Annotated in this window: 20 protein-coding genes and 1 pseudogene; 14 read left to right on the top strand and 7 right to left on the bottom strand. The window is 68.4% G+C overall.

Annotation, left to right across the window (positions count from 1 at the left end; translation table 11 throughout):
- Positions 1 to 227 precede the first annotated feature (227 nt).
- The 3 genes from AVL48_RS35270 (at position 228) to AVL48_RS35260 (ending at position 2,254) form a co-directional block, all read left to right on the top strand.
- Positions 228 to 1,067 (top strand): class I SAM-dependent methyltransferase, encoded by an 840-nt coding sequence (locus AVL48_RS35270; protein ID WP_061985339.1) that lies wholly within the window; start codon positions 228 to 230, stop codon positions 1,065 to 1,067.
- Between the two features lie 6 nt (positions 1,068 to 1,073).
- Positions 1,074 to 1,685 (top strand): TetR/AcrR family transcriptional regulator, encoded by a 612-nt coding sequence (locus AVL48_RS35265; RefSeq protein ID WP_061985337.1) that lies wholly within the window; start codon positions 1,074 to 1,076, stop codon positions 1,683 to 1,685.
- A gap of 107 nt (positions 1,686 to 1,792) precedes the next feature.
- On the top strand, positions 1,793 to 2,254 hold the full coding sequence (locus AVL48_RS35260; protein WP_061985336.1) for an ATP-binding protein: 462 nt from the start codon (positions 1,793 to 1,795) through the stop codon (positions 2,252 to 2,254).
- A gap of 7 nt (positions 2,255 to 2,261) precedes the next feature.
- On the opposite strand, the gene AVL48_RS35255 is transcribed toward AVL48_RS35260, so the two are convergent.
- Positions 2,262 to 3,626, bottom strand: coding sequence for an MFS transporter (locus tag AVL48_RS35255; protein WP_061985517.1), 1,365 nt, complete (start codon positions 3,624 to 3,626; stop codon positions 2,262 to 2,264).
- Positions 3,627 to 3,715: 89 nt separating this feature from the next.
- Positions 3,716 to 4,318 (bottom strand): TetR/AcrR family transcriptional regulator, encoded by a 603-nt coding sequence (locus AVL48_RS35250; protein ID WP_061985334.1) that lies wholly within the window; start codon positions 4,316 to 4,318, stop codon positions 3,716 to 3,718.
- Positions 4,319 to 4,403: 85 nt separating this feature from the next.
- On the opposite strand from AVL48_RS35250, the gene AVL48_RS35245 reads away from it, so the two are divergent.
- Positions 4,404 to 5,453, top strand: coding sequence for an NAD(P)-dependent alcohol dehydrogenase (locus AVL48_RS35245; protein WP_061985333.1), 1,050 nt, complete (start codon positions 4,404 to 4,406; stop codon positions 5,451 to 5,453).
- Positions 5,454 to 5,499: 46 nt separating this feature from the next.
- On the opposite strand, the gene AVL48_RS35240 is transcribed toward AVL48_RS35245, so the two are convergent.
- Positions 5,500 to 6,396 carry a CPBP family intramembrane glutamic endopeptidase gene (locus tag AVL48_RS35240; protein WP_061985331.1) on the bottom strand — a complete coding sequence of 299 codons (897 nt, stop codon included), beginning with the start codon at positions 6,394 to 6,396 and terminating at the stop codon, positions 5,500 to 5,502.
- 78 nt (positions 6,397 to 6,474) lie between these two features.
- Between AVL48_RS35240 and AVL48_RS35235 the strand changes: the two genes are divergently transcribed.
- Genes AVL48_RS35235 through AVL48_RS35215 form a run of 5 tightly spaced genes read left to right on the top strand, consistent with a single transcriptional unit; the run spans position 6,475 to position 10,888 of the window.
- Positions 6,475 to 6,669, top strand: a complete 195-nt coding sequence (locus AVL48_RS35235) for an ABC transporter ATP-binding protein/permease (RefSeq protein WP_061985329.1) — start codon at positions 6,475 to 6,477, stop codon at positions 6,667 to 6,669.
- A gap of 59 nt (positions 6,670 to 6,728) precedes the next feature.
- The gene (gene tdh, locus AVL48_RS35230; protein WP_061985327.1) at positions 6,729 to 7,760 is read left to right on the top strand and encodes an L-threonine 3-dehydrogenase; all 1,032 of its coding nucleotides are present in this window, start codon (positions 6,729 to 6,731) and stop codon (positions 7,758 to 7,760) included.
- Positions 7,760 to 8,941 carry a glycine C-acetyltransferase gene (locus AVL48_RS35225; RefSeq protein WP_061985325.1) on the top strand — a complete coding sequence of 394 codons (1,182 nt, stop codon included), beginning with the start codon at positions 7,760 to 7,762 and terminating at the stop codon, positions 8,939 to 8,941. The genes tdh and AVL48_RS35225 overlap by 1 nt, the downstream gene beginning before the upstream one ends.
- Entirely contained in the window at positions 8,938 to 9,852 is a 915-nt protein-coding gene (locus AVL48_RS35220; RefSeq protein WP_061985323.1) for a LysR family transcriptional regulator, read from the top strand. The genes AVL48_RS35225 and AVL48_RS35220 overlap by 4 nt, the downstream gene beginning before the upstream one ends.
- A gap of 40 nt (positions 9,853 to 9,892) precedes the next feature.
- Complete coding sequence (locus AVL48_RS35215) at positions 9,893 to 10,888, top strand: TerC/Alx family metal homeostasis membrane protein (RefSeq protein ID WP_061985321.1); 996 nt, start codon at positions 9,893 to 9,895, stop codon at positions 10,886 to 10,888.
- Here AVL48_RS35215 and AVL48_RS35210 read toward each other — a convergent pair.
- Positions 10,885 to 11,448 (bottom strand): TetR/AcrR family transcriptional regulator, encoded by a 564-nt coding sequence (locus AVL48_RS35210; protein ID WP_061985319.1) that lies wholly within the window; start codon positions 11,446 to 11,448, stop codon positions 10,885 to 10,887. The genes AVL48_RS35215 and AVL48_RS35210 overlap by 4 nt on opposite strands.
- 81 nt (positions 11,449 to 11,529) lie before the next feature.
- Here AVL48_RS35210 and AVL48_RS35205 point away from each other — a divergent pair, with 81 nt between their 5' ends.
- Both AVL48_RS35205 and AVL48_RS35200 read left to right on the top strand, forming a co-directional pair.
- Positions 11,530 to 12,624, top strand: a complete 1,095-nt coding sequence (locus AVL48_RS35205) for an FAD-dependent oxidoreductase (RefSeq protein ID WP_061985515.1) — start codon at positions 11,530 to 11,532, stop codon at positions 12,622 to 12,624.
- A gap of 235 nt (positions 12,625 to 12,859) precedes the next feature.
- Positions 12,860 to 14,001 (top strand): annotated as a pseudogene (locus AVL48_RS35200) (HNH endonuclease signature motif containing protein); the annotation flags it as partial.
- Between the two features lie 157 nt (positions 14,002 to 14,158).
- Here AVL48_RS35200 and AVL48_RS35195 read toward each other — a convergent pair.
- On the bottom strand, positions 14,159 to 14,935 hold the full coding sequence (locus tag AVL48_RS35195) for an alpha/beta fold hydrolase (protein ID WP_061985317.1): 777 nt from the start codon (positions 14,933 to 14,935) through the stop codon (positions 14,159 to 14,161).
- Positions 14,932 to 15,582 (bottom strand): TetR/AcrR family transcriptional regulator, encoded by a 651-nt coding sequence (locus tag AVL48_RS35190; RefSeq protein ID WP_061985315.1) that lies wholly within the window; start codon positions 15,580 to 15,582, stop codon positions 14,932 to 14,934. The genes AVL48_RS35195 and AVL48_RS35190 overlap by 4 nt, the downstream gene beginning before the upstream one ends.
- Positions 15,583 to 15,631: 49 nt before the next feature.
- Between AVL48_RS35190 and AVL48_RS35185 the strand changes: the two genes are divergently transcribed.
- From AVL48_RS35185 to AVL48_RS35175, 3 genes are read left to right on the top strand one after another with little or no spacing between them, the layout of a single operon-like run.
- Positions 15,632 to 16,579, top strand: coding sequence for a patatin-like phospholipase family protein (locus tag AVL48_RS35185; protein WP_244162328.1), 948 nt, complete (start codon positions 15,632 to 15,634; stop codon positions 16,577 to 16,579).
- Entirely contained in the window at positions 16,576 to 17,424 is an 849-nt protein-coding gene (locus AVL48_RS35180) for an SDR family oxidoreductase (RefSeq protein ID WP_061985311.1), read from the top strand. Before AVL48_RS35185 ends, AVL48_RS35180 begins: the two co-directional genes overlap by 4 nt.
- Positions 17,421 to 18,902 carry a flavin-containing monooxygenase gene (locus tag AVL48_RS35175; protein ID WP_061985309.1) on the top strand — a complete coding sequence of 494 codons (1,482 nt, stop codon included), beginning with the start codon at positions 17,421 to 17,423 and terminating at the stop codon, positions 18,900 to 18,902. Before AVL48_RS35180 ends, AVL48_RS35175 begins: the two co-directional genes overlap by 4 nt.
- 51 nt (positions 18,903 to 18,953) lie before the next feature.
- Here the strand turns inward: AVL48_RS35175 and AVL48_RS35170 are convergent, their stop codons facing one another.
- Positions 18,954 to 19,706, bottom strand: coding sequence for a hypothetical protein (locus AVL48_RS35170; protein ID WP_061985307.1), 753 nt, complete (start codon positions 19,704 to 19,706; stop codon positions 18,954 to 18,956).
- Between the last annotated feature and the right edge of the window lie 2 nt (positions 19,707 to 19,708).

The following is a 19,708-nucleotide window of genomic DNA, read 5'->3' as shown; positions in this document are numbered from 1 at the left end:
GCTTACCCTGAGGGTAGCGGAGGGCCCTTCGCTACTTGGCTGCGGTCAGATACTCCCCACTGAACACGGCGTGTCCTCGACTAATCACAAGGGGCACCCTCCGCTCAAGTCGGACATTTGCCTGCCAGCTGTCCTTTGTGGACGATCAAGAGCCGGGCTGCGCACTAGCGCTCCGCCACTATGAACACGTGTTCATGAACGTGTGTTCATAACTGAGGAGGTCTGGCGTGACCGACATCGTCAACACGGCACAGGCGGAAGCGTGGAACGGTTACGAGGGACGGCATTGGGCGGCTCACCCCGAGCGCTACGACGCGGTGAACGAGGGATTCAACGAGACCCTGTTCGCCGCGGCCCGTATCGGTGAGCGGGACCGGGTGCTGGACATCGGGTGCGGAAACGGCCAGATCACCCGGCTCGCCGCCGTCCGCGCCCCGCTCGGGAGCGCGACGGGCGTCGACCTGTCCGCGCCGATGCTCACCACCGCGCGGGCCCGCGCGGAGGCCGAGGGAGTCGCGAACGTGACGTTCGAGCAGGGCGACGTCCAGGTATTCCCGTTCGGGGAAGCCGTCTTCGACGTCGCGCTCAGCCGGTTCGCGGTGATGTTCTTCGCCGATCCCGTCGCGGCCTTCACCAACGTGCGGCGTGCGTTGCGGCCGGAAGGGCGGCTCGCGTTCCTCTGCATGACCGAACTCGCCGGAACTGATCTCGGCGTCGTTTTCGGCGCTCTGGCACCGTTTTTGCCGACGCCTACTGGCGAGGACGGTACCGGTCCCACTTCTTTCGCCGATCCCGCCCGGATCCGTTCGGTGCTCACGGACGCCGGATTCGTCGATGTCACCTGCACCCGCGTCGAGGCGGACCAGGTCTGGGGGAGTGACGTCGGCGACGCGGCGGCCTTCATCGCGGACTGGGGGCCGGTCAAGTATCACCTCGATCAGGCGGGCGCCGAACCCGCGGACGGTGCGCGGGAAGCACTTTCGGCCGCGCTCCGGTCGTTCGAGGGGCCCGGCGGGGTCCGCTTGCGAGGGGCGGCGTGGTCGGTCACGGCGGCCGCGGGGCGCTGATTCCGTATGGCACCCAGGAAAGCGGCGGCCCTGCGCGACAGTGAAGACGGCCGAAGCCTGCGGGAGCACCTGATCGCCACGGCCGCGAAGCTGATTTCCCTGCGCGGAACCGCGGAACTCACGGTCCGCGCGATCGCCCGTGAGGCGGGTGTCGCCGACGGCGTGCTGTACAACCACTTCGCCGACAAGGAGGAGTTGCTGGCCAACGCCTTGGCCGAGCATGTCCGGACCGTCGAACGCGGACTCGGTGCGCTGCCCGAGCCCGGTTCGGGTACGGTCGAGGCCAATCTGGGTGCGCAGCTGGCCTACGGTTTGGCTCTGCACAAGGAGATTCTGCCCGCGTTCGCCGGGCTTCTCGCCCGCCCCGCCGTGCTCGCGCGGTTCGGGGAACTGGCCGGGGACGGGGCGAACTGGCGGGATCGCCTCGCCGGATATCTGGGCGCGGAAAAGGAACTCGGCAGGATTTCCGGCGATGTCGAGGCAGCGACGGCGATGCTGGTCGGCGTCTGCCACGAAACCGTGCTGTCCGGCCTGTTCCCGCACGGTCCGAAGGTGGTCACAGCGCCCGCGGTCGACGCGGTGGTCGCGACGGTGCTGGCGGGGATCGCGGGCCGCTGACCTGGGCGGGGTGCGCCTCGGCGGATCGCGGGTTGATCGGCGTGAGTTCTGGGTAATCCGATCGTGCGTCTTCAGCAGAGAGGCCGCGCGACGGGAAGGGTGCCTCCATGATCAGTATCGCGGAGCATCCGGTTCCGGGAACCTGGGTGCTGGATCTGCGAGCGACGACGCCGCGTGCGTTGCCGGAAATACGGGCCTGGGTGGTCAGATGCCTGCCAGACCTCGGCGAAGGCCATCGTGACGATGTTTTGCTCGCCGCGACGGAACTCGTCGCCAACGCGTACGTGCACGGTGGTGGCGCGCGCCACATCCAGTTGTGGCGCGGCGTGTCGCCGTGCGCGATCCGTATCGAGGTAGCGGACGTCAGCGTCGAACAGCCTCGAGCGCGCCGTTCGCAAATCGAGGATCCGCGCGGGCGTGGGCTACTCGTCGTCGACGGCGTGGCCGTGCAGTGGGGCGCCCGGCGTGAGTCGGTGCGTGGCGGCAAGCTCGTCTGGGCGCATATCCGCTGTGACGGCGGTTGCCCGGAAGCACTTCCGCGCGTACGCGGTAAGCACTCCCGGAACTGACCGCCGCTCAGACGGCGCGGCGGGCCGTGAACAGGCCCACCGCGGAGATCGCGGCGAAACCGAACAGCAGCCAGCGCGCCGACATGACCACCGACGGTCCACCGAGGTTGACCAGGAGCCCGGCGATCGTCGCGCCGAACGCGGTCGACATCGTCAGCACCGTTGCGATCGCGCCGGCGGCCTTGCCCGCCTCGTCCGCCGGAGCGGAGGTCATCGCCGCCACGGACAGATGCGGCATCGCGATGCCGATGCCCAGGCCGCCGGCCAAAAGCACCGGCAGCCACGCGAGAACGAGGAGCAGGGCCGGATCCTCGGTCTGCATCAGGCCCAAGAGGGCGAAGGCCGCGGTCAGGCAGGCCGGGCCGGCGAGCAGAAGCCGCCGGATCGTCGCCGCCCGGTGCGCCGACGCGCTGACGAGCTGACTCACCGACCAACCCAAGGACAGCGCGGCGGCGAAGAAGCCGGCCGCCGCGGGTGGGAGCCCGCCGAGCTGCTGACCGAACAGCGGAAGAAAGGTCTCCACCGCGACGCCCGACGCCAGGACCATGATGCTCAGGTAGATCCAGCGCAGCTTGGCACCGGCCCGGTACACCGATCGGGGCAGCACGCTCGACGTGGCACGGTTTTCCGCCACCAGGAACGCGGCCACGAGCGCGAGACCGAGTGCGAGACAGGCTGCCATCGCGACTCGATCGGCGAGGATCCCGGCCACCCCCACCGCACCGGCCGCTGCGACGACCAAAGTCAGTGACCGGACCGGAACCGGCGCCACCTGAGCCGTGCGCTCACCCCGAGGCAGCGCGCGCGGCACGAAGACGGCGAGCACGACCGCTGCCGCGGCCAGGACCGCGAACGCCATCCGCCACGAGCCGAACTGTGCCGAGAACCCGCCGAGCGCCGGGCCCGCGAAGTTGCCGACGCCGAACATGGCGGAGATCAGTGCGCTGCCGCGGCTCCACAGCCGCCTCGGCAACGCCGAATGGATCAGGGCGAAGCCCAGTCCGGTCAGCAGTCCGGCACCGAAACCCTGTACCCCGCGGCCGAGCAGGAGTACCGGCATTGACGGGCTGACCGCGCACAGCACCGAACCGGCGGCGAAGACGCCGAAGCCGATCAGATAGGACCCCGCGCCCCCGTACCGCGAAAGGGAACGGCCGACGAGCATCGTCGCGACGACCTGCGCGATCAGGAACGCCGTCATGGTCCAGGCGTACAACGGCCGCCCGCCGATCTCTTGGACGGCTGTCGGCAGCAGGCTCGCCGCCACGTAGATGGTGATCGCGCCGATGAGCACGCCACCCGCCAGGACCACCGCGGTGCTCGTATGGTGCCTCAGTTCCCGCCACGATCCGACGTCTTGTCCGATGCTCACGCGCTTCTCCTCGCTGTCGAGTGGATTGCGCTTCGCATCATGTCGGCGCCCGAAGACCCGGTAATCGGACAAAACGGACGTGAATCACGTCACATTTTCGTGCGGCCTTCGATGGCGGCGCGGGCGGCCTCGACGGACTTCCGGACGACCACGTCCGTGGAATAGCCCTGTTTCGTGAAGACGCGGTCGAGGTAGAACGTGCCGTAACCGTGCGCCTGGGTGAACAGCTGCTCCATCAGTTCGAGCCCGTCCTGTGGCCGGTCAGCGACGGCGAGGCAGAGCGCGAGGAACTGGTCGGTCAGGCGGCGGGTCTGCTCGTGCAAGGTCGCGTGTTCCGGCCCCTGCAGGCCGTCGGAGTAAATGACGTTCATTCCGGCGCGGCGTTCGATCAGGTACGCCGTGTACGCGCCCGCGGCCGCGGCGAGTGCGGCGACGGGATCGGATTCGGCCTCGATGGCGTCGTGCACCCGGTCGGCCAGCTGGCAGGCCACCGTGGCGGCGATGGCGGCCATCAAGCTTTCCTTGTCGCGAAAGTGCCGGTAGGGCGCGCCGGGGCTCACCCTCGCGCGGCGGGCGACCTCGGCGACGGAAAAGGCGGCGAGGCCCTGCTCGGCGATCAGGTCGAGGGAGACCCGCACGAGTTCCGCGCGAAGGTCTCCGTGGTGGTACTTGCCGCCCATGTCGTGAATCACACCCCAGGTCGTGGAATATGTAAGAGCCCTCTTACGTCGTTGTAAGTGACCTCTTACATGGTCTCACTGTTTCTCGGAGGGTTTCATGAGCACGACCACGCACGCCATCGCCGCGCCGTCCCCGGGCGCCCCGCTGTCGCCGACCACCATCGAGCGACGCGATTTGCGCCCGGAGGACGTGCTGATCGACATCGCGTACGCGGGGATCTGCCACAGCGACATCCACCAGGTGAAGGAGGATTGGGGCACCGCGATCTTCCCGATGGTGCCGGGGCACGAGATCGCCGGCGTCGTCGCCGCGGTCGGGTCCGGCGTGACGAAGTACCAGGTGGGGGACCGCGTCGGGGTCGGCTGCATGGTCGATTCCTGCGGCGAGTGTGAGTACTGCCTCGCGGGCACCGAGCAGTTCTGCCGCAAGGGCAACATCCAGACCTACAACGGCGTCGGTTTCGACGGCGAGAACACCTATGGCGGTTACAGCCGTCAGATCGTCGTGAAGGACGCGTTCGTGTGCCGCATCCCGGAGGGCATCGACCTCGACGTCGCCGCTCCGCTGCTGTGCGCGGGCATCACCACCTACTCCCCGCTGAACCGGTGGGGCGCCGGGCCGGGCAAGAAGGTCGCCGTCGTCGGCCTCGGCGGGCTCGGCCACATGGCGGTCAAGATCGCGGTCGCCATGGGCGCCGAGGTCACCGTGCTCAGCCAGAGCCTCAAGAAGCAGGAGGACGGCCTGAAATTGGGCGCGAAGGACTACTTCGCGACCGGTGACGAGTCGACGTTCCAGACCCTGCGTGGCCGCTTCGACCTGATCCTCAACACCGTCTCGGCGACGCTGCCGGTCGACGCCTACCTCGGCATGCTGCGCGTCGGCGGCGCGATGGTGAACGTCGGCGCGCCCGGCGAACCGCTGTCCTACAACGCTTTCTCGCTGCTCGGCGGGAACAAGGTGCTCGCCGGGTCGATGATCGGCGGCATCGCCGAGACCCAGGAGATGCTCGACTTCTGCGCCGAGCACGGTATCGGCGCGGAGATCGAAACGATCTCGGCGGACCAGGTGAACGTGGCCTACGACCGGGTCGAGAACAGTGACGTCCGCTACCGGTTCGTCATCGACGCGGCGACCATCGGCGCGTAAGTCCCTTGGTGGCGGCCGGTCTTCCTCCGGGAGACCGGCCGCCGCTTCACATCAGCAGCAGCGGCAACGTGTTCATCGCGGTGTGCGCGGCGATCGGTGCCAGCAGGTTGCGGTAGCGAGACCACAGGTAACCGGCGAAAAGCCCGAAAAACCCTTGGAAGGCCACGATCGCGCCCACGGTGAGCGGAAGGGATCCTTGCCCGTGCGTCGGCAGGTGCAGCCACGCGAACAGCAGTGACGCCAGCAGAATCCCCGGCCACCGCCCGAAAAGCGCCTCCAGCCGGGTCTGCAGCAGGCCGCGGAAGAAGACTTCTTCGAGCACGTTCGCGGTGAAGAAGGTCAGCGTCGCGCCCACCGCCAGGTACACCGGGTCGGGATAGTCGTCCGTGGTGGGGAGCGGCGGCGCGAGCGGGCCGAGGACGTAAAGCCAGCCGAACACGAGTACCGCCGGAACCGGCGCGAGCCACTGCCACGCCTGCCGAGGCCACCAGATGTGCCTGAGGCGGAACGGATCCGGTTCCTCTCGCGGGCGCAGGATCCGCAGCAGAACCAAGGGCAGCACCAAGAACACGAGCGGTTTGGCGAGTGCCCAGATGTCGCGGACCAGCGCTTGCTGTCCTGTCGCCGACACCAGGAACAACGCCGGCGGCCACAAAAAAGCGATGAGCGCCAAGGTCGTCGCCTGTCCGCGCAGGGCACGCCGGTCGGCCGTGTGGGGGAGCAGTCCCGGCGTGTGCGGCGGTAGCCCGCGGATCAGCAGGATCCCCGCCAGCGCGGGAAGAAGCGCGCCCGCGAGGGAAAGTTCCTTGTCCGAGTCCGCGGACGGTTTGATCGCGTCATGGCCTGTCACCAGCAGCAGTACAGGGGCGGCGACGAACGCCGCGAGCCCGCCGACGAGTATCCGCCAGTCGGTGCCCGCCCGGACTCCGGTCTTTTCCGTCACCGGGCCAGGATCATCGAATCGGCGCTTGCCCGCGTCATCATTTCGGAGGACTCAGCCGACCGCGAGCAGGACGGGCCGGTGCTGGAACTGCGCGGCGTGACCGCGGGCTACGGCGGCGAACCGGCACGGCTGGCCTACGTCGTGGTGATGGTGGAAGGCCGCGTACGGGCGAGCGGAACCCATGAGCAGCTGCTCGCCACGGACACGCTGTACCGGGAGCTGGTGGAGGCGCTGCGCATCGCCGGGGACGGGGTCCTTGTGAAGCCACGCTAACGAGGGATTTCAGAAACTCGCGATGGACCGCACAGCGGGCACCGGTAAGACTTCGCGCCATGAAGGCATTGGTCAAAGCCGACCGAGCACCGGGGCTGGAACTCACCGACGTGCCGGACCCCGCCGTCGGTCCCGGGGAAGTCGCCGTCCGGGTGCTGCGCGCCGGTATCTGCGGCACCGATCTGCACATCGACTCCTGGGACGACTGGGCGGCGCGCACCATCGCCGCGCCCCTGGTCGTCGGGCACGAGTTCGTCGGCGAGGTCGTCGAAATCGGCCGGTCGGTGACGAGCGTCAAGGTCGGCGACCTGGTCAGCGGCGAGGGACATCTGGTCTGCGGAAGCTGCCGCAACTGCAAGGCCGGGCGACGCCACCTGTGCGCGCGGACCAAGGGCCTCGGCGTGCACACCGACGGCGCCTTCGCGCAGTACGCCGTGCTGCCGGAGGAGAACGCCTGGGTGCACCGCAGCGAAGTCGACCTCGACATCGCCGCGATCTTCGACCCGCTGGGCAACGCCGTCCACACCGCGCTGTCCTTCCCGGTCATCGGCGAAGACGTCCTGGTCACCGGCGCCGGACCGATCGGGATCATGGCCGCCGCGATCGCCCGCCACGCCGGCGCGCGCAACGTCGTCGTCACCGACGTGAGCGAGCACCGCCTGGAGCTGGCCCGCAAGGTCGGCGTCGACCTCGCGCTGGACGTCTCGTCCGCGACCATCGCCGACGCACAGGAGCGGCTCGGCATGGCCGAAGGCTTCGACGTCGGCATGGAGATGAGCGGACGGCCCGAGGCGCTGCGCGACATGATCGCGAACATGTCGCACGGCGGCCGCGTCGCGCTGCTCGGCCTGCCCGCCTCCGACGTCTCCGTGGACATCGCCGCCGTCGTGCTGAAGATGATCCAGCTCAAGGGGATCTACGGTCGCGAGATGTACGAGACCTGGTACTCGATGTCCGTGCTGCTGCAGGCGGGGCTGGACATCTCGCCGGTGATCACGCACCGGTTCGGCTACCAGGATCACGCGAAGGCGTTCGCCACGGCCAGAGAAGGCCGTTGCGGCAAGGTCATTCTGGATTGGACGGAGAACTGATGTACGGCGCGATGCGCGACGACCTCAAGGCCGGGCTCGCCGAAATCCGCGAAGCCGGACTGTACAAGGGCGAGCGGGTGATCCGGGGGCCGCAGCGGGCTTCGGTGAGTGTCGCCGACGGCGAAGTCCTCAACTTCTGTGCCAACAACTACCTCGGTCTCGCCGATCACCCGGTGCTGGTCAAGGCCGCGCAGGAGGCGCTGGACCGCTGGGGCTTCGGCATGGCGTCGGTGCGGTTCATCTGCGGGACCCAGCAGCCGCACAAGGAACTGGAAACGAAGCTTTCGGAGTTCCTCGGCACCGAGGACACGATCCTCTACAGCTCCTGTTTCGACGCCAACGCCGGGCTGTTCGAGACGTTGCTGACCGACCAGGACGTCATCATCTCCGACGAGCTCAACCACGCGTCGATCATCGACGGCGTCCGGCTGTGCAAGGCGAAGCGGATGCGTTACCGCAACCGGGACATCGCCGACCTGGAGCAGCGACTCAAGGAGGCTTCCGGCGCGCGGTACCGGATGATCGCCACCGACGGCGTGTTCTCCATGGACGGCTACCTCGCCCCGCTCGACGAGATCTGCGCGCTGGCCGAGCGCTACGACGCGCTGGTGATGGTGGACGACTCGCACGCGGTCGGCTTCACCGGCCCGACCGGCCGCGGCACGCCCGAGCTGTTCGGGGTGCAGGACAAGGTCGACGTCCTGACCGGCACTCTCGGTAAGGCACTGGGCGGAGCGAGCGGCGGCTACACCTCGGGCCGCGCGGAGATCGTCGAGATGCTACGGCAGCGCTCCCGGCCGTATCTGTTCTCGAACTCGCTCGCGCCGTCGATCACCGCCGCCGCGCTCGCCACGCTGGAACTGCTGGGCTCCTCGGGTGAGTTGCTGGAGAAGCTGCGCGCCAACACCGAGCTGTTCCGGCGCCGGATGACCGAGGCCGGTTTCGACCTGCTCCCGGGTGAGCACCCCATCATCCCGGTGATGATCGGCGACGCCGCCAAGGCGGGCAAGATGGCGGATCTGCTGCTCGACCAGGGCATCTACGTGGTCGGTTTCTCGTACCCGGTGGTGCCGCACGGTAAGGCCAGGATCCGGACGCAGATGTCGGCGGCGCATTCGACCGAGGACATCCACCGTGCGGTCGACGCGTTCGTGACAGCAAGGTCCATGATGGACGAATGATCGATCCGCGACGGCTGCGGGTACTGCGCGCGCTCGCCGACCACGGCACCGTGACGGCGGCGGGCCAGGCACTGCACCTGACGCCGTCCGCGGTCTCCCAGCAGCTGGCCGCTCTCGAAGCCGAATGCGGCCAGCAGCTGTTGAGGCGGTGGGGCAGGCGGGTATCGCTGACCCCCGCCGGTGAACTGATGGTGGTGCACGCCAACGCCGTCGCCGCCGAACTGGAACGGGCGCAAGCCACCCTGGCGGCGCTGGATTCCGGGGTACAGGGGCAGGTGCGACTGGCGAGTTTCGCCTCGGCGATCACCATGGTCGTCGCGCCGTCGATCGCCGCGCTGCGCGCCGGTTCACCCGGGGTTTCGGTGCGGGTGCAGGACGTCGAGGGGCATGCGAGCATCCCGCTGCTGCTCGACGGAGAGATCGACCTGGCGATCACCGAGGAATACCGCCTCTCGCCACGAACGGATGAAAGCAGGCTCAGCCGGTTCCCGTTGTACGTGGAGCCGTTCGACGTCGTGCTGCCCACCGCGCACCGGCTGGCCGGAGCGTCCGAAGTGGATATCGACGAACTCGCCGACGACGAATGGATCGCGCCGAAACCGGGAAATCCCTGCCGCGACGTGCTGACGATCGCCTGCGCCAATCCGGAGATCCGGCACGTCTCCGACGATTTCCACGCGATCACCACCCTGGTCGCCGCGGGGGAGGGCGTGGCCTTGGTGCCACGCAACGCTTTCACCGCCGTGCCCGGCGCGGTCGCCGTCCCGTTGCGTGGCGAGCCGCCGCTGCGCCGCGTGTTCGCCGCGGTCCGGCGGGGGAGCGCGGATCACCCGCTGCTCAAGACCGTCCTCGCCGCCCTGCTGGAAGCGGCCCCCCGGCATGCGAATGCGGACCAGGGGATCCGCCCTTAGGATCTGGGAAACCCGCCGTCGAAAGAAGGACAGGGCGCGCATGCTCCAGATCGATGGCCTCACCTGGACCGTCACGATCGGACTGGTGCTCGCCCTGCTCGCACTCGACCTCATCCTCGCGGCCGTGCGGCCGCACAAGGTCGGCTTCGGTGAGGCGGTGGCCTGGTCGGTCGGCTACATCCTGGTCGCGGTGGCGTTCGGCGTCTGGCTGACGCTGGCGCACGGCGGGGACTTCGGGCAGCAGTATTTCGCGGGCTACATCGTGGAGAAGAGCTTGTCGGTCGACAACCTCTTCGTCTTCGTGATCATCATGACCACCTTCGCGGTGCCAGAAAAGCACCAGCACAAGGTCCTCACCTTCGGGATCATCGTCGCGCTGATCATGCGCGCGATCTTCATCGCGCTCGGCGCCACGCTGCTTTCGTTGTTCTCTTTCATGTTCCTGCTGTTCGGGCTACTGCTGATCTACACCGGCGTCCAGCTGTTCCGGCATCGCGACGAGGATCCGGACGTCGAGAACAACGTGGTGGTGCGGACGGCGCGCCGCCTGCTGCCGCTGTCCACGGAGTACGACGGCGGCAAGCTGACCACCCGCCTCGACGGGAAGCGGGTCGGCACGCCGCTGGTGGTGGTGCTGCTCGCGATCGGCGGGATCGACCTGCTGTTCGCGCTGGACTCGATCCCGGCCGTCTTCGGCGTCACCGACGAGCCGTACCTGGTCTTCGCCGCCAACGCCTTCGCCTTGCTGGGCCTGCGCGCGCTGTACTTCCTCGTGAAGGGCCTGCTCGACCGCCTGGTGTACCTGTCGGCCGGCCTCGCGATCATCCTCGGGTTCATCGGGATCAAGCTGATCCTGCACTGGGCCCACGTCGACATCGACGAGAGCGTTCCGGAGATCTCGACGCCGGTCAGCCTCGCGGTGATCATCGGGATCCTCGTCGTGGTGACGGTGGCGAGCCTGCTCAAGACCCGCAAGGATCCCACCGCCAAAGCACACCCGGGCTCGCTGCGCGGCTCCCGCTCCGAAGAGGACTAACGCCAGCCGTGGGTGAGGAGGTCGAAGATCCGCTCGACGTCTTCGCGGGGATCCGGCCTCCCCCTGGTGAGCGCCGGGATGTCCAGGACGAAGCGCGCGAGCGCGCGGCAGGCGATGTCCTCGGAGTCGACGCCGGTCTCCTCGGCGATGGCCGCGCCGAGGGCGTCGGCGTGCCGGGTCCACATGCGCTCGCCGTACTCCCGCAGTGCCGGGGTGCCGCTGACCAGGGCGGTGAATTCGGCGTACCGCGGATGAGTCGTTATGGAGAGCCACGAGGCGAGCACATACTCGCGCAGCGCTTCGACCACGCTTTGTCCATCAGTGCGTTGCCGCACTGAGGCGATCAGGTTCGCTTCGCGGTCCTGAGCCTCGTCGAAGACCAGCGCCTCCTTGCCGGAGAAGTGTTTGAAGAGCGTCGTCGTCGACACGTCGGCCGCCTCGGCGATGTCGCGGATGCTCACCTGGTCGTAGCCCCGCTGGAGGAACAGCTCCAACGCGGCGTCCGCGAGCGCCTGACGAGTGGCGGCCTTCTTGCGTTCGCGCCGTCCCAGTGTCTCCATGTGCGCACTCTAGCGCAGCGGTTGTCGGAGTCACTAAGTTGACTCGTTGCACTTTTTGACTTGTTCTGCTTTTCTGAGGTCGTGACTTCGAGAATCAGCATCATCGGCGCGGGTCCGGGCGGCTTGACCTGCGCCCGCATCCTGCAGAAGCACGGCGTCCCCGTGACGGTGTACGACCGTGACCCGCACCCTCACGCCCGCAACCAGGGCGGCACCCTCGACCTCCACGTGGACGACGGGCAGCTGGCCTTGCGCGAAGCGGGCCTGACCGAAGAATTCTTCGCCCTCGCCCGGCCGGAAGGGCAGGAGATGCGCAGGCTGGATCCGGCCGGCCGGCTGCTGGAGCGGCACGTCCCGGCCGAAGGCGAGTTCTTCAGACCTGAGATCGACCGAGGCCAGCTGCGCGATCTGCTGCTCGGCTCACTCGAACCGGGCACCGTGCGCTGGGGCTGGACCCTGGACGGCGTCGATGGGGGACTGCTGCGTTTCACGGACGGGACGACGATCGAAACGGACCTCGTCATCGGAGCCGATGGCGCGTTCTCAAGGGTCCGTCCGGCGGTGTCGACGGCCGTCCCGGAATACGTCGGGATCACTTTCCTCGAGGCCTGGTACGAGGATGTCGAGAACGCCCACCCCGACCTCGCCGCCCTCGTCGGTCAGGGCAGCGCCATGGCCGCCGACGGCGACCGATGCGTGTTCGCGCAACGCAACAGCGCAGACCGCATCCGCGTGTACATCATCCAGCGGCTGCCCGTGGACTGGATCGCCGCGGCCGGGCTGAACCCCGGTGACACCGCCGGAATCCGGTCGTGGCTGCTCGACGCCTTCGCCGAGTGGGCGCCGAGCATGCTCCGGATGATCACCGAAAACGACGGCCCCTACGTCGATCGTCCATTGTTCGCCCTGCCCGTGCCGCATACGTGGGAGCACCAGCCGACGGTGACCTTGCTCGGCGATGCCGCCCACTTGATGCCGCCCCTGGGCGTCGGCGCCAATCTGGCCATGCTCGACGCTTGCGAACTCGCTCTCGCGCTGGCCGGTTCCGGCAGTATCGGTGAAGGTGTCGCCGCTTATGAGGAGACGATGGTGCCGCGGTCGGTTGAGATCGCTCGGCGGCTTGAGGGTGGGGCTGCTGGGTTGCTTGATTCGTATGATGGCGCTCTTGTTCGGTGAGGTCTGTAGGTGTGTTGTTGTCGGTTTTCGGTGACAGGGCTCGGTTCTGTCGTTGCCGGAAATCGGGGACGCTTGCCGGTGGCCGCGTGATCGGAAGTTGTCGGTGGTCGGTCGTACGGTTTTTGGCGTGGATACTTACCAGGCCGCGCCGGTGGCGCTTCTCGAAGAACTCACTGATCCTGACTTTTTGGAGTTGGTCAATGCTTCGGTAGATTCGTTGGACGACAGGGATTCCGTGGCTGTGGCGCAGGTGGCGTCGGCGGGGATCGCGCGGTTGGAGGCGGTGCGGTTTCGGGCGTTGGCTCAGCTGAGTCGGCATCGTGGGGGTGTGGGGAGTGTGGTGCAGGAGGTGGCGTTGGCGTTGTCTTTTGTGGACAGTCATGCGGGTGCGGTGGTCGCCGCGGCTGAGGCGTTGACGACGCGGCTGCCGTGCACGCTGGGGTTGATGGACCGGGGGAAGCTGGGTGGTTTCGGTGCGATGAAGGNNATGCCGATCAGATCCGGAAAGCGGCGAATCACGCCGCGATCAGCATCGACCGTGACGGCGCGGACCGGCGTGCCCGTCGGCATCGGGAAGGTCGCCGTCTTACCCTGCGGCAGGGTGAGGCGGGGGTGGCGTCGATCGAGGTCGAAGACGGCCCGGTGGAGAAGGTCACCGCCGCTTACCGCCGGATCGATCGTGAAGCGCGTGCTTTGCGGAAGGGTGGGGAGACGCGGACGTTGGATCAGTTGCGCGCGGATGTCGCGCTGGATTTGCTGCTCGGTGGGCAGTGCTCTGGGGGTGAACGCACCGAGGTGTTCCTCTATATGGACCTGTTCACCTATCTCGGACTCAACGATGATCCGGCCGAGTTGGCCGGGCATGGGCACATTCCCGCTGGGTTGGCGCGGCACATCGCGACGGGGCCGGACACGGTGTTGCGGCGGATCATCACGGATCCGTTGTCGGGGCAGGTGCTGGATTTGGGGCGGGATCGGTATCGGCCGTCGGCGGGGTTGGGTGAGTTCGTACGGGTGCGGGATCGGGAGTGCCGAAGACCGGGGTGTCATCGTCCCGCGCAGGCCTGCGATCTGGACCATGTGGTGCCGTGGCAGTTCGGCGGCCACACCAACGCCGAGGAGCTGATCGACCTGTGCCGCCGTGATCACCGGCTCAAAGACGAGCCTGGCTGGGTTTACCGGCTCGCGGCTGACGGGACCTTGACGGTCACCACCCCGACCGGGCACGGCTACGACAGCACGCCGCCGCCGCTCCACGAGCCGCGCACGCAACGCCCGCCGGCCGANNGGACCGCGTATCCGGTCGGTATGGCTCGCTCGACTCGAGACGGCATCCGTCGAAGAAGACGTGCCGTGTCCCGCGCGCGGATCTATTAGCCTGCGAGGGCGCGTCGTGACGGGTTAAGGACGGCGTCACGAACCCCGCGCACAAAGCCCCCTGACCAACGAATCCCCACCGCTCCGAGCTGTCGCCGCAAAACGGCAACGGCCGCAAACGATGCGAGCCGCGTCCGCAACGGACGGCGTACCCGGTCTATCCCAGAAAGTTGTTCACCAGCTCGCTGGACTCAGGACGGCATTCGTCGAAGTACGCATGCCGCGCCCCCGCGAAAACGTGCATCCGCGCACTAGGAATCCGTTCGGTCAGCAAAGGCGCGTTCGCGGGCGGCGCGAGAACGTCGTCATCTCCGTGCAGGACCAAAGTAGGCGCGGTAATTCGCGGGAGGGCTTCCCAGGCGTCGTGTGTGTTGCTCGCCACGAGGTGACCGCGGACGGCGTGCGGAGGCATCCCGTGGGCGCCGAGGACGGTGTACGGGCCCGGGTTCGCAGCCCGCCAGGTGGGGGTGTACATCATGTCCTCCAACGCTTCCCGCGCTTCGACCGAATGCCGTTTCGCGAGCGCCAGCCGGACGTCGTTCGTGCGTTCGATCCCGTGCGTCCCGCCCGGCGAGGTGCAGCCGAGGACGAGCCGCCGTACCCGGCCGGGATATCGCGCGGCGACCCATTGTGCGACGCGGCCGCCCATCGAGGTGCCGTAGACGTCGGCTTCGGCGACGCCGAGTCCGTCGAGGACCGCGATCACGTCGTCCGCGAAACCCGTTGTGGAGTAGGGAACATCGGGTGCGTCGCTGGCGCCGGTGCCGCGGTAGTCCATGGTGATCGTGCTCGGGAAGTCTCCACGTGCGCGGTTCCACCACGTATGGTCGTTCGCCTGTCCGGCCAGCAGCATGAGCGGCCTTCCCGTGCCGTGCCACTGGTAAGCCAACCGTGTGCCGTCGGCGGCGACGACGTGGCCGGTGCGGGTGGTCATTCTTCTCCGGTCCGGTCGTGACGCGACGCGATCCCGTCGTACATGACGCGGCGGACGGCCTTGCTCATCGCCGCCTGTCCCGCCGGCGACGGATCGCGCAGCCCGGAGAGGATCGACGCGAGAATCATCCCGTTGATCGCCCGCGCGGTGGCGTCGACGTCCAGATCCGCGTGCAGATAGCCGAGGTGGACGCCGTGGTGCAGGTAGCCTGCGGTGAGTTCGGCGGCGGTCTCGTAGAAATCCAGCACGCGCTCCCGCATCTCCGCGTCGATGCCCGCGGCTTCGAGGAGGAGGAACCGGGCCAGCCGGGGGTCGCTGCCGAAGATCTGGGCGAGCGCGTCGCCGATCCTGGCGCTCTGCTTGCGGTATTCGGCCAGGCTGCTGACCGCGTCCGGGGCGTTGTCCGCCGCCAGCGAGGCGACCACCTTCTCGACCAGGTCGGTGATGACATGGTCGACGATGTCCCGCTTGTTCTGGAAATACCGGTAGAACGTGCCGTGCCCGATGCCCAGCCGTGCGGCGATGTCGGCGATACCGGTCGCGTGGTAGCCCCGTTCGGCGAAGCAGTCGAACGCGGTCTCCACGATCTCGCGCCGTAGCTCCTGCTTCTTCCGTGCGGCCCTGCTGACCGGGGTCTCCGTCGTCATGACGGTCAGCTTATTGCCTGACACGTTCGAATGACATACCGTTCCGAAAATGACACGTCATTCCGAGAGGGCGCTAGTGCTCGGTTGCGGCGGCACCCTGGGCTTCGCCTGGACCGCGGCGGTCCTCGACGCACTGGACACACGGGCCGGCTGGGACCCACGTGAGGCGGACGTCCTGGTCGGGACCTCGGCAGGCGCCGAGGCGGTAGCCATGCTCGGAGCGGGCATCCCGGCGAAGGCGATCCTCGGGGCACTGGTCGGCACACCCGACGGCGATCCCGTCGTCGCGGCTCACGTGCGGCGCGTGCCGAACCGGTTCCCGCCGGTGCCGTACCCGCGGTGGCCTGCCGCCGGACTGGTGCGAGCCGCGGTGCGCCGGGACGTCGACACGCTCGCCGGTCTCGCGGGACTCCTTCCTCAGGGCAGGGGAGACGCGGGCTGGCTGTGCGACCTCGGGAACGCGCTGGCGCCCGACGGCTGGGTATCACATCCCGCGACCTGGCTGGTGGCCGCGGATCCGGCGGGCCGTCGGATCGCACTCGGCTCCCCGGACGCGCCGCCCGCCCGGCTCGGCGAGGCGATGGCCGCGTCCTGGGCGATCCCCGGCTGGTTCCCTCCGTCTCTCGTGGACGGACGTCCGCTGCTCGACGGCGGGACGGTTTCCCCGACCTCCGCGGATCTCCTGCTCGGACACGACGTCGGCGAGGTTGTGCTGATCGCGCCGATGAGCAGTGAGGGCGGGGCGCCGGCGCGCGGCCCGAGCAGGCTGGAACGCCTGCTCCGCACCGCGATGACCCGGCGCGTCGACGACGAGGTACGACGACTGCGTGCGGCGGGCGTGCGGGTGGTCAGGATCGAACCGGCGCCGGCCGACCTGGCCGCCATGGGCGCCAACTTCATGGACGGGCGGCGGCGGGCGCACGTGCTCGCCACCGCGGTGAGGACGGCGCCAGACCTGGTCGCCGCCGCCTTCGCACGGCAAGGAGTGCGCGCGTGAGCAAGTACCCGGCCCTCGACCTCGACGGGGCACATGTGGCGATCACCGGCGCGGGACAGGGCATCGGCCGCGCGACCGCGGAACGGATGGCCGCTCGCGGCGCGCGCGTGTCCATCGGCGACCTCGACTTCGAAGCCGCGAAACGCACTGCCGCCGACATCGGCGGGACGGCCTATCGCCTCGACGTCGCCGATCCGGTTTCTTTCGCCGCTTTTCTCGGCGACGCCGAACAGGCGAACGGACCGCTCGCGGTACTCGTCAACAACGCCGGCATCATGCCCAACGGTGGTTTCCTCGACCTCTCCGACGCGCTGAACCGGGCGACCATGGAGGTCAACGTCTTCGGCGTCGTCCACGGCATGCGGCTGGCACTGCCCGGCATGGTGGAACGCGGACGCGGACATGTCGTCAACGTGGCCTCACTGGCCGGGAAGTTCCCCGTCAAGGGGCTGGCCATCTACAACGCCAGCAAGTTCGCCGTCGTCGGGCTGACCGCGGCGACACGGCTGGAATACGCGCCCCACGGGGTCAGCGTCTCCGCCGTGCTGCCGTCCGCGGTCGACACCGCGCTCGCTTCGGGGCTCGACATGCGGCCGATCCCCAAGGTGAAGCCGGGCAGGATCGCCGACGCCGTCGTGACTTCCGTCCGTACCCGCGCCGCCGAGATCGCGGTGCCCGGTTACGTCGGCGCGCTCGCCGCCCTCGCGGGCGTGACACCCGAACCGGCGCTCAACGCGTTCCGCCGTCTGATGCGGGACGACCGTGCCCTGCGCCTCGACTCACCGGAGCGCGCGGCCTACCGCGACCGCCTCGACCAGGACATCCACCGGGAGGAAAACGCATGAACGCGCAGTACGACGCCGTCGTCGTCGGAGCCGGTTTCGGCGGGATGGGTGCGGCGATCCAGCTCAACCGGCTCGGCTACGACAACCTGCTCATCCTCGAACGCGAGTCCGACCTCGGCGGCACGTGGCATGTGAACCACTATCCCGGTCTGGCCGTCGACATCCCGTCGGCCACCTATTCGTACTCGTTCGAACCGAACCCGCACTGGTCGCGGCTGTTCGCGCCGGGGGCGGAACTCAAGCGGTACGCCGAACACGTCGCGGACAAGTACCGGCTACGGCGCTACATGCGTTTCGGCACCGTGGTCACCGGCGCCGTCTGGGACGAGACGAACGCGCACTGGACGGTGTCGCGCGCCGAGGGGGAGCCGGTCACCGCGAAGTATCTCCTCACCGCGACCGGATTTCTTTCCCAGCCCAAGAAACCCGACATCGCCGGAATCGATTCCTTCACCGGCAAGGTCATCCACACCACCGCCTGGGACGAGGACTACGACCTCACGGGCAAACGCGTGGCGGTGATCGGCACCGGCGCGACCGCGGTCCAGCTGATCCCCGAAATCGCGAAGATCGCGCGCGAGCTCACCGTGTACCAGCGCACCCCGATCTGGGTGAGCCCGAAACTGGACTTCCCGGTGCCCAAGGCGGTCCGCCGCGCGTTCGCCGCCGTTCCGCTCACCCAGCGGATCGCGCGGCTGACCGGGACGGCGGTGCTGGAACTGATGATGGTCTCCGGCGTCCTGCACTACAAGCAGCTGCCGATGGCGAACCGGCTCGGCAAGCTGTGGTGCCAGGCGCATCTCCGCCGTCAGGTGCGGGATCCTGGTCTGCGCGCGGCACTGACGCCCCGGTACTCGTTCGGCTGCAAGCGTCCGACGTTCTCCAACGAGTACTACCCGGCTTTCACCAAGGACCACGTGCGGCTGGAGACGACGCCGATCGCGCGGATCGACGAAACCGGGATCGTGACGGCCGATGGCGGACGGCGGGAGATCGACGTCCTGGTGCTGGCGACCGGGTTCGACCTGTGGGAGGCGAACTTCCCGGCCATCGAGATCATCGGCCGCGGCGGCCGCGATCTCGGGAAATGGTGGCGGGAGAACCGGTTCCAGGCTTACGAAGGGGTCGCGATCCCGAAGTTCCCCAACTTCATTTCGCTCAACAGTCCGTATTCCTACTCGGGACTGTCCTATTTCACCACCATCGAGACGCAGATGCGGCATATGGAGCGCCTGTTCGGCGCGATGCGGCGGCGCGGCGCGACCGAGTTCGAGGTCACGCAGGAGGCCAACGACGCGTTTCTCGACCGGATGACCGAACGCCTCGGCGACTCGATCTTCACCCTCGGGAACTGCGCTCCGGCGAACAGCTACTACTTCAACCCGCACGGGGAGGCGACCCTGCTTCGCCCGTCGTCGACCTTGAACGCCATCAAGGAGGCGGGCAGTTTCCCCATCGAGGATTACACCTTCGCCTAGCGAAACGGATGCCGGGATCCCGCGCGATCCCGGCATCCGTGAGAATCGCGTTTACTGCCTGCGGAGCCGGAGCGTGACGCCCGCGCCCGCCGCGGCGAGGAACACCGCGCCGATCGCGTAGGGCCACCACGGCACCGAGGTGTCGCCCACCGGTGAAGCACCGTAACCACCGGCGGCACCGGTGCGGTCGTAGGTCGATCCGGGCAGCTTGTCACCGTAGCGGCTCATCAGGGCCTCACGGTAGGCGGCGAGCGTCATCTTCTCGCCGGTCTTCGCCACCGACGAGCCGTCGAGGACGGTCACGGTGTCGCCGTCGACGGCATACCAGGCACCGGCCTGCGGTTCGCTCAGCAGATAGCCCTTGCCGGTCAACGCCGCGAGGCGCTTCTCGACGTCACCCGAGGCGACGTTGAACACCGACCAGCCGGTGCCTTCGCGCTGGGACCAGATGGTCGCCGCGCCACCGTTGCCGAGGGTGGCGGGGGTGGCGATGTAGGCGAGTTCCGCCGGTGCGCCGGGAGTTCCGGCGATGAAGGCCGCGGTCGGCTGGTAGACCGCGACGGGGGTACGCGGATCGGCCTTGGCGGTCCGGGCCGCGACGGCCGTGTCGGCCTTCGCGGCACCGGGGAACACCGCCTTCGCGAGCCGCTGGGTGGTCGCGTCGCTGGTGACCACTGTGGACACCGCGGCGAGGTCGGCCGCGGTGGGCGTGCCGCTGGGGGCGTCGGAGGCGGACGCCTGGCCGCCGAGCGCGAGCGACAGCCCGAGAGCGAGGATCGTGGCGCCGAGGAAGGTTCGCTTCATGG

The organism is Amycolatopsis regifaucium (assembly GCF_001613935.1).
Taxonomy (GTDB): domain Bacteria; phylum Actinomycetota; class Actinomycetes; order Mycobacteriales; family Pseudonocardiaceae; genus Amycolatopsis; species Amycolatopsis regifaucium.
Note: the sequence above shows the minus strand (reverse complement) of the source record. Positions and strands in the feature narration are given on the sequence as shown.